This window comes from Geodermatophilus sp. SYSU D01180 (assembly GCF_054050415.1).
The window spans coordinates 238,705-250,766 of record NZ_JBJGZH010000002.1; the positions used below are offsets into that span (position 1 = coordinate 238,705).

A 12,062-nucleotide genomic window follows, 5' to 3' on the forward strand; every position below is an offset into this window, starting at 1 on the left:
GGCGACCGAGAGGACGACCCGACGCGTACCGTCGTCTGCACGGACCGGGTCGATCCTGCGGTCCCGCGGCACCTTCCTCTCGACGCGTCAGCGGGCGAGGAGGCTGAGATGACTGTCCACCCCGAGGACGTCCGGCCGCTCCCCGGGTCGATCACGGTCCGGGAGGAGGACGGCAGCCGGGTGCTGTGCCTGCGCGGCGAGGTGGACACCGCGGTCGCGGTCCGGTTCAAGGAGCGCCAGGGCCGGGCCCCGCTGCTGGTCGACGTCATCGACGCCGCCGGGGTGTCCTTCATCAGCTCGACCGCCGTCAGCGTCCTGGCCCGGTGCGTCGAGGCGTCCCACGCCGTCGGCCGGCGCCCGCTGCTGCGCGCCGCGTCGCCGATCGTGGAGCGCATCCTGCAGCTCAGCGGGCTGCAGGGCGACTTCGACCGCCCGCCCGCCCCGTCCGGCCGCTCCGAGACGCCGGGCTGACCGCCGGACGGCGGGCCGCGGACGGTGCGCCCCCGCGAGCCCTCGCAGAATGGCCGCGTGCCCGCCGACCGCGCCCGCCCGGTGACCCTGCGGGACGTGGCCGCCGAGGTCGGCGTCTCGACGAAGACGGTGTCCAACGCCTTCTCCCGGCCCGACCAGCTCTCCGCGGCCCTGCGGGAACGGGTGCTCGCCGCCGCCCGCCGGCTCGGCTACCCCGGGCCCAACCCGCTGGCCGCGGGCCTGCGCCGCGGCCGGGTGGGCGCCATCGGCGTCGCCTACGACAACGGGCTGTCCTACGCCTTCGACGACCCGGTGGCGGTCGCGCTGCTGGCCGGGGTCACCGAGGTCGCCGAGCCCGCGGGGTCGGGACTGCTGCTGGTCCCCGGCTCGACCGACCCCGCCCGGCGCCTGGCCGCGGTCACCGACGCCGTCGTCGACGGGCTGGTCGTCTCCTCGGTCGGCGACGAGGACCCGCTGCTCGCGGCGGCGATCGCCCGCGGCCTGCCGCTGGCCGTCGTCGACCAGCCCCGCCCGGACCGGCTGGCCGCCCTGGGCGCCCCGGCGACGCCGTGGGTGGGCGTCGACGACCGCGCCGCCGCGGCCGCCGTCGCCGGGCACCTGCTCGACCTCGGCCACCGGCGGCTCGCCGTCGTGTCCTTCGGCCTGCACGGCGACCCGATCGTGCCCGGGCTGGTCGACGTCGCCACCCAGGAGGCGGCCACCTACGCGGTCACCCGCGACCGGCTGGCCGGCTACCGCGACGCCGCGGAGCGGGCCGGGCTGGACTGGGCCGCCGTCCCGGTGTTCCACGGCGGGGACAGCACGCCCGCCGTCGGGGAGGCCGGCGCCGACGCCGTCCTCGCCACCGACCCCCGGCCGACGGCGCTGCTGTGCCTGAGCGACCGGCTGGCCGAGGGCGCCCTGCGCGCGGCGGCCCGGCGCGGGCTGCGCGTGCCGGAGGACCTGTCGGTCGCCGGCTTCGACGACGCGGCGACGGCGGCCGGACTCGGCCTGACCACCGTGCGCCAGCCGACCCGGGAGAAGGGGCGGGCGGCCGGGCAGGCCCTCCTGGACCTGCTCGCCGGCCGGCCCGCCCCGCCGCCGCGCACCCTGCCCGCGGAGCCGGTGGTGCGGACCTCGACCGGCCCGGTCGGCTAGCGGCCGCGCCAGACCGGCGCGCGGCGCTCGGCGAACGCGGTCGCGCCCTCGCGGGCGTCCTCGGAGGAGAACACCGGCTCGATCAGCGCCTGCTGCCTCGCCCAGCCCTCCTCGGCGGTCCAGTCGGCGGTGCCGCGGGCGATCTCCTTGGTGGCGGCGACCGCGAGCGGGCCGTTGGCGGCGATGACGCCGGCCAGCTCGACGGCGGCCTCCAGCGCACCGCCCTCGGCGACCACCCGGTTGACCAGCCCGACCGCGGCCGCCCGCTCGGCGTCGATCGGCTGCCCGGTCAGCAGCATCTCCATCGCCACCGCCTGCGGGATGCGCCGCGGGAGGAACAGCGCGGCGCCGGCGGCGGCCACCAGCGAGCGGGTCACCTCGGGCACGCCGAAGCGCGCCGAGGCCCCGGCGACGACGAGGTCGCAGGCCAGCACCAGCTCGAACCCGCCGGCCAGCGCCCACCCCTCGACGGCCGCGACCAGCGGCTTGCGCGGCGGCGTCTGGGTGATCCCGCACAGCCCGCGCCCCTCGATCGCCGGCCGCTCGCCGCGCAGGAACGCCTTGAGGTCCATGCCGGCGGAGAACGTCCCGCCGGCGCCGGTGAGCACCCCGGCGCGCAGGTCGCCGTCGGCGTCCAGCGCGTCGACGGCCGCGGCGACACCGCGGGCCACCGCACCGTCGAGCGCGTTCTTCGCCTCCGGCCGGTTGATCGTGATGACCTGGACGGCGCCACGGCGCTCCACCAGCACGGGCTCGGTCACTGTCCCTCCTCCTCCGCGGCGCACCGCGGCTCCTGCGCTCCCGTCATCGGGGGCGCGACCACTCCTCCAGGACGGCGGCGGCGTCGGCCGGGCCGGGGCTCACCGGCGCGGCGGGGCCGGCCGGGGTGCGGGAGAAGCGCGGCGCGGGGGCGGCCTGCCGCACGCCGTCGACCTCGACGAGCGTGCCGCGGGCGGCGAGGTGCGGGTGCGCGGCGGCCTCCTCCGTCGTGAGCACCGGGGTGACGCAGGCGTCGGTGCCGTCGAAGACGCGCTCCCAGTGCTCCCGCGGGTGCGCGGCGAAGGCGGCGGTGAACAGCTCGCGCAGCCGCGGCCAGCCGCGCGGGTCGGTCTGCGCGGGCAGGTCGTCGCCGGCCAGCCCCAGCCCCTCCAGCAGCGCCGCGTAGAACTGCGGCTCCAGCGCGCCGACGGCGACGAACCGGCCGTCGGCGCAGGCGTAGACGTCGTAGTAGGGAGCGCCGCCGTCCAGGACGTTGGTGCCCGGCCGGTCCGACCACAGCCCCATGCCGCGCATCGACCACAGCATCTGGGAGATCAGCGCGACGCCGTCGACCATCGCGGCGTCGACCACCTGGCCGCGGCCCGAGCGGGACCGCTCGTGCAGCGCGGCGAGGATGCCGACCAGGACCAGCATCGACCCGCCGCCGTAGTCGGCGACCAGGTTCAGCGGCGGCCGGGGCACCTGCCCGGGCCGGCCGAGCGCGGCGAGCGTGCCGGTCAGCCCGAGGTAGTTGACGTCGTGGCCGACCCGGTCGGCCCACGGCCCCTCCTGGCCCCAGCCGGTCATCCGCGCGTAGACCAGCCCGGGGTTGCGCTCGAGGCACCCGTCGGGGCCGAGGCCCAGCCGCTCGGCGACGCCGGGGCGGAAGACGTCGAGGAACACGTCGGCGTGCCCGGCCAGGCCGAGCACGAGGTCGCGCCCCTCGGGCGCCTTGACGTCGACGCCGAGCGAGCGCCGGCCGCGCATGACGACGTCGCGGGCGGCGCCGCCCAGCGACAGGCCGCCGGAGGGCCGCTCCACCCGGACGACGTCGGCGCCGAGGTCGGCCAGCACCATCGCGGCGTGCGGGCCGGGCCCGATCCCGCCGAGCTCGACCACCCGCAGCCCGGCCAGCGGCCCGCTCGTGCCCGCGCTCACGCCGCGGCCCGCAGGTGCCGGTCCAGGAAGCGCAGGATGCGCGCCCAGGCGTCCTCGGCCGAGGGGCCGTGGTAGCCGACGCCGAGCACCTTCTCCAGCGCCGTGAACGGCCCGGCGTTGTGCCGGTTGAGGAATGAGTGCCCGGCGTCCGGGTACTCGCGCACGTCGTGCTCGACCCCGAGGTCGGTGAGCACCCGGTCCAGCCGGCCGGCCGCGCCGCGCAGCGCCCGGTCGCGGCCGCCGAAGCTGGCGACCACCGGGCAGGCGCCCTTGAGCACCTGCTCGGCGTCCTCCGGCAGCGGGCCGTAGTTGGGCGCGGCGACGTCGAAGCCGCGGGTGGCGCCGAGCAGCGCGAACTGGCCGCCCATGCAGAACCCGAGGACGCCGATCCGGCCGGTGCAGTCGTCGCGGTCGGCGAGGAGCCGGCGGGCCGCCTCGAGGTCGCCGAAGGCCGGGCCCTCGCCCCGGCTCAGCGACCGGAACGTCGAGCGCAGGCAGCGCACGGCGCCGCCGGCGGTGAACAGGTCGGGCGCGACGGCGAGGTAGCCGGCGGCGGCCAGCCGGTCGGCGTGCTGGCGGACGTCGTCGGTGAGCCCGAAGACCTCGTGCACGACCACGACGCCGGACCACGGCCCCTCCCCCACCGGCGGCACGGCGAGGTGGGCGGACAGCTCCGGGGCGCTCGCGGCACCGGGGATGACGATGGTGGGCAGGGAGGCCTCCCGGGTCGCAGCGGCAGCGCAGGCGCCGCCGACGCTAGCCCGCGGGTGTGTCGGCCGTCTCACCGGCCCGATCGCGGCGCACCGGGGTGGCGGTCACCTCGCGCGGGCCGCCGACCTCGTGGCCCGCGGCGCAGCGCAGCCCGAGCGCCACCGGCGCGCCGCAGTCCCGGTGGGTGAGCGCCAGCGGCGGGACGCCGTCCTCCGCGAGCCACCGGTCGCCCCACTGCATCAGCGCCACCAGCGCCGGGTAGAGGTCGCGGCCGCGCTCGGTGAGCCGGTACTCGTGCCGCTGCCGCGCGCCCTCCTCCTGGTACGGGACGCGGGCGAGCAGGTCCTGGGCGACCAGCGAGTTGAGCCGGTCGGTGAGCACCGCCTTTGGCGCCCCGAGCGCGCGCTGCAGGTCGGCGAAGCGGCGCACGCCGAGGAACGCCTCGCGCAGCACCAGCAGGCTCCACTTCTCCCCCACCACGGCGAGGGTGCCGGCGACGGAGCAGCGCGCCCGGTCGTACCCGTCGGGAGGTGTGTCGGCCGTCACGGGTGCAGCGTAGGTCACCCTGGGTTCGCTTGACGAACCGTGTGCCGGAGAGGATGGTTGGAGATGCAGACCCAGCAGGTCGAGACGCCGATCACAGGAACCGGCGCCCACCTGTACGGGCCCGCCGGTGACGACCGGAGGTGGCCGCCGCCGTGGATCGACCGGTGGCACCCCGCCCCGAGGAGGAACCGAGATGACCCGCCTGCGCACCGCCCTTGCCTCCGCCCGCAGCACCCGCGCCCGCCGTCGCGACGAGCGCGAGCTGCAGCGCGCCCTCGCCGCCGCCCCGACCCTCGAGTCGGCGCACGAGATCGCCGCCGTGGCCGCCCGCTTCTGACCGCGGCACCCGCGCCGCCCGCCGGCACCCCCCCGACGACAGCCCCGTGGCCCCCCGGCCGCGGGGCTGCTCCGTCTCCGGGGTGTGCCCTGCGCCACCTCCGGGACGCTAGGGTGGCACTGAGTGCCACCGGGGGTCGGTCCCGGGGACCGACCGGACGGAGACGACGTGGCCAACCCCTGGTTCGAGACCGTGGCCGAGGCCCAGCGGCGGGCGAGGCGGCGGCTGCCGAAGGGCGTGTACGGCGCGCTCGTCGCCGGGTCGGAGAAGGGCCTGACCGTCGACGACAACCTGCGCGCCTTCGACGAGCTCGGCTTCGCCCCGCACACCGCCGGCCTGTCGAACACGCGCGACCTGGCCACCACCGTCATGGGCCAGGACGTGTCGATGCCGGTGCTGATCAGCCCCACCGGCGTGCAGGCCGTGCACCCCGACGGCGAGGTCGCCGTCGCCCGGGCCGCCGCCGCCCGCAACGTGGCGATGGGCCTGTCGTCGATGGCCAGCAAGCCGATGGAGGAGGTCATCGCCGCCAACCCCAAGACCTTCTTCCAGCTCTACTGGGTCGGCGACCGCGACACCATGGCCGCCAAGGTCGAGCGCGCCCGCCGGGCCGGTGCAGCCGGGCTCATCGCCACCCTCGACTGGTCGTTCTCCTACGGCCGGGACTGGGGCAGCCCGTTCATCCCGGAGAAGATCGACCTCGAGGCGGTCCGCCGTTACGCCCCGCAGGTCGCGCTCAGGCCGCGCTGGCTGTGGGAGTTCGCCAAGACCCGGAAGCTGCCCGACCTCAGCGTCCCCAACATGGTCGGTGACCCCGCCGAGACCCCACCGACGTTCTTCGGCGCCTACGGCGCCTGGATGCAGTCCCCCATGCCGACCTGGGAGGACGTCGCCTGGCTGCGCGAGCTGTGGGGGTCCGACCGGCCGTTCATGCTCAAGGGCGTCATGCGCGTCGACGACGCCAAGCGCGCCGTGGACGCCGGCGTCACCGCGATCTCCGTCTCCAACCACGGCGGCAACAACCTCGACGGCACCCCGGCGTCGATCCGCGCGCTGCCGGCGATCGCCGAGGCGGTCGGCGACCAGGTGGAGGTGCTGCTCGACGGCGGCATCCGCCGCGGCTCCGACGTCGCCAAGTCCCTGGCCCTGGGCGCCAAGGCGGTCATGATCGGCCGCGCCTACCTGTGGGGCCTGGCCGCCAACGGGCAGGCCGGCGTCGAGAACGTGCTCGACCTGCTGCGCGACGGCCTGGGCTGCGCGCTCACCGGCCTGGCGCGGGAGTCCGCCGCCGACCTGTCCCGCGACGACCTCGTCGTCCCGCCCGGCTTCGAGCGGCGCCTCGGCGTCGAGGGCGCCGACGCCCCGGTCGAGGCCGTGCCCACCCGCCCCCGCCGCGCCCGCAGCGCCTGAACCCGCCGGCCGGGGTCCCGGACAGGGACCCCGGCCGGGGCGGCTCGGGCGCCCTGGCGGCTCGCGAGCCGCTGGTCGGCGGCCCCCGGGACAGGACGACACGCCACGTGACCTGGCCGTGACCGCTTCCGGTGGAACCTCCCCCGAACCCTCGGCGATCGGGCCCGCGCGCCATATGCTCGCGCCGCTATGGGGAGCGGGGGTGCCGGAACCGTCGGGTTCCGGGTGCTGGGTGACGTGGGCGCCGTGCGCGACGGCGAGCCGCTGGACCTGGGCGGCCGGCGGCAGCGCTCGGTCGTCGCCCGGCTGCTGGTCGCCGGCGGGCACGTGGTCCCCGCCGAGGTGCTGGTCGCCGACCTGTGGCGCGGCGCCTCCCCCGCCGACGCGCTGGGGACGCTGCAGGCCCACGTCAGCCACCTGCGGCGGGTGCTGGAGCCCGGCCGCGCCCCCCGCACGCCCGCGCGGCTGCTGGTCACCGTGCCGCCGGGCTACGCGCTGCGCCCGGCCGGCGACGCCGTGGACGTGCTCGAGGCGGTGCGGCTGCTCGACGAGGGCGACCGGCTGGCCGCCACCGACCCGGCCGAGGCGCGGAACCGGTACACGGCCGCGATCGACCTGTGGCGCGGCCCCGCCTACGCCGAGTACCGCGACGAGCCCTGGGCCGGCCCCGAGGCCGCGCGGCTGGACGAGCTGCGGCTGACCGCGGTCGAGCGCCGGGCCGCCGTCGCCCTCGACGCCCCCGGCGGGCGGGACCCGCTCCCGCAGCTGCGCGCGCACGTCGCCGAGCACCCGCTGCGCGAGGAGGGTTGGCGCCTGCTCGCCCTCGGCCTCTACCGCGCCGGGCGGCAGGGCGAGGCGCTGGCCGCGCTCCGCGAGGTCCGCACCCGGCTGGCCGACGAGCTCGGCGTCGACCCCGGCCCGGAGCTGCGGGCGCTGGAGGAGGCCGTCCTCGCCCAGTCCCCCTCGCTCCTGCCGGCCCGCCGGCCGGCCCCACCGGTCGGCCGCCCGGCCCCCGGACCCGAACCCGCGCCGGCCCGGGCCCCGTCCCCGGCTCCGGCTCCGGCCGCCCCGGCGCCGGACGCGCCCCGCCCGGTCGGCCGCGACGCCGAGCTGGCCGCGCTGTCCGCCGCGGCCGGGCGGGCGGCCGCCGGCCAGGTCGAGGTCGCCCTGCTCGCCGGCGAGGCCGGCAGCGGCAAGACCACCGTCCTCGACCACCTGCGCGCCGAGTACGCCGGCCGCGGCTGGACCACGCTGGCGGTGTCCTGCCCGGAGACCGACGGCGCCCCGCCCGGCTGGCCGTGGGCCGCGGCGCTGCGCGCGCTCGCCGCCGAGCACCCGCCCGCCGACCCGGCGGCGCTCGCCGCGCTGCTCACCGACGACGCCCCCGCCGTGCCCGGAGACCCGACCGGCAGCCGGTTCCGGCTGCACCGCGCCGTCGCCGGCTGGCTGGCCGCCGTCGCCGCGCGGGCGCCGCTGCTGGTGACCGTCGACGACCTGCACCGCGCCGACCGGGAGACCACGGCGCTGCTGGTCGACCTGCTGCCCGCGCTGGCCGGGTCCCGCGTGCTCGTCGTCGCCGGCCACCGCCCGGAGGAGAGCGCCGGGCTGGCCGACGTGCTCGCCGCGCTCGCCCGCCGCTCCCCGGTCGGGCTGGCGCTGCGCGGGCTGGACGCCGCCGCCGTCGACGAGCTGGTCGAGGACTGGGCGCTCACCCCCGTCGACCGCCGCACCCGCGCCGCGATCACCGCCCGCGCCGACGGCAACCCGTTCTACGTCCGGGAGCTGCTGCGGCTGGTCGACGCCGGCGCCGACGTCGACGCGGTCCCCGGCACCGTCCGCGACGTCGTCCGTCACCGGCTGGCCGGCCTGCCCGCGCGCACCGGCACGCTGCTGCGGCTGGCCGCGGTCATCGGCCGCGACGTCGACGTCGAGGTGCTGCTCGCCGCCGCGGCGCCGGCCGGCGGCGACGAGGACGAGGAGGCGCTGGTCGAGGCGCTGGAGACCGCGCTGGTCAGCGGCCTGCTGGTGGAACCCGGCCCCGGCCGGCTGCGCTTCGTGCACGCCCTGGTGCGCGACACCCTCTACGAGGACCTGTCCTCGCTGCGCCGGACCCGGCTGCACGGCCGGGTGACCGCCGTCCTCGAGCGGCTGCGCCCGGACGACGTCACCGCGCTCGCCCACCACGCCGCCGCCGCGGGACCCGGCTCCGCCGCCGCGGCCGCGCGCTGGGCGCGGGCGGCCGCCGAGCTCGCCGGGCGGCGGTTCGCGCACGCCGACGCCGCCGTCATGTGGGGGCGCGCGGTCGAGGCGCACCGGCGGGCCTCGCCGGGCGACGCCGTCGGCCTGGCCTGGCTGCTCGGCGCGCAGGCGCACGCGTCGGCGCGGGCGGGCGCGGTCGGCGAGGCCCGCGCGCTGCGCTCGCAGGCGCTGGCGGTCCTGCCCGAGGACGCGCCGGCCGAGCTGACCGCCGGGGTGCTGCTGTCCTCCGACGTGCCGACCTTCTGGAACGCGTGGGTCGACCCGGTCGACGACCGGTTCGTGGCCCGCACCGAGCGGGCGATCGACGGCCTGCCGCGCGGCAGCGCGCAGCGCGCCCGGCTGCTGGCGCTGCTGGCCACCGAGCTCGAGGAGCGCCACGACGAGCGCGCGGCCGGCGCCTCCGCCGGCGCGCTGGCCGAGGCGCGGGCCAGCGGCGACCCGCACGCGCTCGCGCACGCCCTGGCCGCGCGGCACTTCCACGCGATGCGCGACGTCGACCGCAGCGAGGCCCTCGCGCTGGGCACCGAGCTGCTCCAGCTGGCCCGCGGCGAGGACTGGGGCGTGTTCGAGGCCGTGGCGCGGCTGATGCTGCTGCAGGACACCTGCGCGGTGCTCGACCTCGACGCCGCCGACGTGCACGCCGCGGAGGCCGAGCGGCTGGCCGCCACCTACGGGCTGCCGCTGCTCAACGGCATCGCCCGCTGGTACGCGGGCATGCGCGCCGCCGTCGCCGGCCGGGTCGCCGAGGCGGAGGCCGCCTACGACGCGGCCGAGGAGGTCGTCGTCTCGGCCGGCTACTACCCGGCGGTGGCCCGGTCGCTGCGGCTGATGGCCCAGCTCGGGCTGCAGCTGTCCGGCCTGGACGCGCGGCCGGTGGCGCCCGAGGAGCTGGCCGAGCTGGTGCCGCTGTCCCCGGACATCAGCGGGGAGGGCTGGGCGCTGACGCTGGTGCTGGCCGGCCGGGCCGACGAGGCACGCGCCCTCGGCCCGCCCCGCCGGCGGGCCGAGCGCGACCTGTTCACCCCGTTCTTCGAGTACGTCCGCGGCGAGGTGGGCCTGGCCCTCGGCGACGCCGAGCGGACGGCCGAGGCGGAGGCGGAGCTGACCCCGCACCGGGACACCGTGTGCGGGACGAGCACCGCCTCGATGGCCTTCGGCCCGACGGCGACCCTGCTGGCCCGGCTGGCCGCCGCGCGGGGCGACACCGCGGCGGCCTCTGCGCACCGCGAGGTGGCGATCGCCGTCGCCGAGCGCACCGGGCACCCCGGCTGGATCGCCGCGGCACACGCCGCGCCCGGCCGACCTCGCTAACCGCCGACGACGAGGTCGCGGCGGCGGCGCCAGCCCGGCCCGGCCGCGCGCAGCAGCACCCGCAGCGGCAGGGACGTACCGCCGAGCAGCCCGGCGCGCTCGCCCGGGGTGCGGCAGGCGTCGGCGAGCCACGGCAGCGCGAACGCCGCGGACCGGGGCCCCGAGCCGCGCGCGCAGACGCCCTCGTAGCGGCCCAGGTCGCGCGCCGACACGCACCGGCGGATCACCGGGAACACCTCGCGCTCCTCCTCCTCGACGTGCTCGTCGAGGGCGTCGGCCAACTCGGCGAGCACGTCGGCCAGCGGCGCCGCGGCATGGGGGGCGGCGGTGGCGTCGGGGGCGAAGGCGGTCAGCGCCGCGTCGGCCCGGTCCAGCACCGCCCGCAGCACGGCGTGGTCCTCGGCGAGCGGCTCGAGGTCGGCGGCGTGCGTCCCGGCCGAGGCGGCGACCACCGGCCACAGGACGGCGTCCTCCCGCGCGGTGTGCGCGCGCACCTCACGCAGCACACCCCGGCCGAAGGCGACGACCGCCCGCCGCCGCTCCGCCGGCCACACCGCCCCGGCGGCGGCCTCCGCGGTGACACCGGCCAGCAGCCGGCAGCCGCCGCGCAGCGCGCGGTGCGCCAGCGCCAGGCGGGTGACGTCGGCCTCGGGGTCGCCGGGCCGGCGGGGTGTGACGGGGAACGGCAGCGGTGCGGTCGCGGTCACGGCGCCACCGTCGCCCGGCCCGGTTGCCGGTGACTTGCGTCCGACTACCGCCGCGACGGAAGCCCCCGGGACCGCCGTGCGTTGCAGCGGGCAACGAACACCCGTCCCCCAGGAGGACCCCCGTGCGCATCCCGCTGTCCGTGCTCGACCTCGCCCCCGTCGCCCCCGGGGAGACCTACGGCAGCAGCATCGCCGCGAGCGTCGCGCTGGCGCAGCGGGCGGAGGAGGCCGGCTACCGCCGGGTCTGGTACGCCGAGCACCACAACATGCCGGCGATCGCGTCGTCGGCCACCAGCGTGCTCATCGCGCACGTCGGCGCGCACACCTCCACCATCCGGCTCGGCGCCGGCGGCGTCATGCTGCCCAACCACTCGCCGCTCACCATCGCCGAGCAGTTCGGCACGCTCGAGGCGATGTACCCCGGGCGCATCGACCTGGGCCTGGGCCGCGCGCCCGGCTCGGACCAGAACACCATGTACGCCCTGCGCCGCGACGCCGCCTCCGCCGAGCGCTTCCCCCAGGACGTGCTCGAGCTACAGGGCTACCTGACCGGCGAGTCGCGGGTGCGCGGCGTGCAGGCGGTCCCGGGCCGCGGGTCGGACGTGCCGCTGTACGTCCTCGGGTCGTCGATGTTCGGCGCCGGCCTGGCCGCCGCGCTCGGCCTGCCCTACGCCTTCGCCTCGCACTTCGCGCCCCAGCTGCTGGAGTCCGCGGTGGCCGCGTACCGCCGCGACTTCCGCCCCTCCGCGCAGCTCGACGCCCCGTACGTGATCGCCGGGGTGAACGCCATCGCGGCCGACACCACCGCGGCGGCGCAGGAGATGCTGCAGGCCACCCGCCGCCGGCTCGCCGTCGGCCTGTTCGGCCAGGGCCGCGACCTCGACGACGACGCCGCCGAGCTGCTGCTGTCCTCGGGCGCTGGCCGGCACGTGGACTCGATGCTCACCCACACCGCCGCCGGCACCCCGGCCGAGGTCCGCGAGCGGCTCACCGACTTCGCCCGGCTCGCCGACGCCGACGAGCTGATCGTCGCCCACCAGGCGCCCGGCACCGAGGCCCGGCTGCGCTCGGTGACGCTGACCGCCGAGGCCATGGAGTCCGTCGCCGCGTAGCCCGGGCGGGGGGGGGGGGGGGGGGGGGGGGGGGGGGGGGGGGGGGGGGGGGGGGGGGGGGGGGGGGGGGGGGGGGGGGGGGGGGGGGGGGGGGGGGGGGGGGGGGGGCGGGGTGCTGGGTCG

Annotated in this window: 11 protein-coding genes; 6 read left to right on the plus strand and 5 right to left on the minus strand. The window is 78.7% G+C overall.

Annotation, left to right across the window (positions count from 1 at the left end; genetic code table 11):
* The first annotated feature begins 108 nt into the window (after positions 1-108).
* Together ACI8AA_RS03905 and ACI8AA_RS03910 are read left to right on the plus strand one after the other, a co-directional pair.
* On the plus strand, positions 109-471 hold the full coding sequence (locus ACI8AA_RS03905) for an STAS domain-containing protein (protein WP_457043211.1): 363 nt from the start codon (positions 109-111) through the stop codon (positions 469-471).
* Between the two features lie 57 nt (positions 472-528).
* Entirely contained in the window at positions 529-1,629 is a 1,101-nt protein-coding gene (locus tag ACI8AA_RS03910; RefSeq protein WP_457043212.1) for a LacI family DNA-binding transcriptional regulator, read from the plus strand.
* Here the strand turns inward: ACI8AA_RS03910 and ACI8AA_RS03915 are convergent.
* From ACI8AA_RS03915 to ACI8AA_RS03930, 4 genes are all read right to left on the minus strand, one after another.
* Positions 1,626-2,390 carry a crotonase/enoyl-CoA hydratase family protein gene (locus tag ACI8AA_RS03915; RefSeq protein WP_457043213.1) on the minus strand — a complete coding sequence of 255 codons (765 nt, stop codon included), beginning with the start codon at positions 2,388-2,390 and terminating at the stop codon, positions 1,626-1,628. The genes ACI8AA_RS03910 and ACI8AA_RS03915 overlap by 4 nt on opposite strands.
* Before the next feature lie 43 nt (positions 2,391-2,433).
* On the minus strand, positions 2,434-3,546 hold the full coding sequence (locus tag ACI8AA_RS03920) for a CaiB/BaiF CoA transferase family protein (protein WP_457043214.1): 1,113 nt from the start codon (positions 3,544-3,546) through the stop codon (positions 2,434-2,436).
* A complete protein-coding gene (locus tag ACI8AA_RS03925) occupies positions 3,543-4,190 on the minus strand; it encodes a dienelactone hydrolase family protein (RefSeq protein WP_457043215.1) in 648 nt (215 codons plus the stop codon). The genes ACI8AA_RS03920 and ACI8AA_RS03925 overlap by 4 nt, the downstream gene beginning before the upstream one ends.
* 112 nt (positions 4,191-4,302) lie before the next feature.
* Positions 4,303-4,803 (minus strand): winged helix-turn-helix transcriptional regulator, encoded by a 501-nt coding sequence (locus ACI8AA_RS03930; RefSeq protein ID WP_457043216.1) that lies wholly within the window; start codon positions 4,801-4,803, stop codon positions 4,303-4,305.
* A 193-nt stretch (positions 4,804-4,996) separates the two neighbouring features.
* Between ACI8AA_RS03930 and ACI8AA_RS03935 the strand changes: the two genes are divergently transcribed.
* The 3 genes from ACI8AA_RS03935 (at position 4,997) to ACI8AA_RS03945 (ending at position 10,120) form a co-directional block, all read left to right on the plus strand.
* Complete coding sequence (locus ACI8AA_RS03935) at positions 4,997-5,140, plus strand: hypothetical protein (RefSeq protein ID WP_456939474.1); 144 nt, start codon at positions 4,997-4,999, stop codon at positions 5,138-5,140.
* Between the two features lie 168 nt (positions 5,141-5,308).
* Positions 5,309-6,550 carry a pre-mycofactocin synthase MftD gene (gene mftD, locus ACI8AA_RS03940; RefSeq protein WP_457043217.1) on the plus strand — a complete coding sequence of 414 codons (1,242 nt, stop codon included), beginning with the start codon at positions 5,309-5,311 and terminating at the stop codon, positions 6,548-6,550.
* A gap of 237 nt (positions 6,551-6,787) precedes the next feature.
* Complete coding sequence (locus ACI8AA_RS03945; RefSeq protein WP_457043218.1) at positions 6,788-10,120, plus strand: BTAD domain-containing putative transcriptional regulator; 3,333 nt, start codon at positions 6,788-6,790, stop codon at positions 10,118-10,120.
* On the opposite strand, the gene ACI8AA_RS03950 is transcribed toward ACI8AA_RS03945, so the two are convergent.
* The gene (locus ACI8AA_RS03950; RefSeq protein ID WP_457043219.1) at positions 10,117-10,827 is read right to left on the minus strand and encodes a hemerythrin domain-containing protein; all 711 of its coding nucleotides are present in this window, start codon (positions 10,825-10,827) and stop codon (positions 10,117-10,119) included. The two genes, ACI8AA_RS03945 and ACI8AA_RS03950, sit on opposite strands and share 4 nt — an antisense overlap.
* A 122-nt stretch (positions 10,828-10,949) precedes the next feature.
* Between ACI8AA_RS03950 and ACI8AA_RS03955 the strand changes: the two genes are divergently transcribed.
* A complete protein-coding gene (locus ACI8AA_RS03955) occupies positions 10,950-11,939 on the plus strand; it encodes an LLM class flavin-dependent oxidoreductase (protein ID WP_457043220.1) in 990 nt (329 codons plus the stop codon).
* Positions 11,940-12,062 lie beyond the last annotated feature (123 nt).

Coding starts and splice junctions, on each gene's coding strand:
- ACI8AA_RS03905 (WP_457043211.1), top strand. CDS start 109: ATGACTGTCCACCCCGAGGACGTCCGGCCGCTCCCCGGGTCGATCACG.
- ACI8AA_RS03935 (WP_456939474.1), top strand. CDS start 4,997: ATGACCCGCCTGCGCACCGCCCTTGCCTCCGCCCGCAGCACCCGCGCC.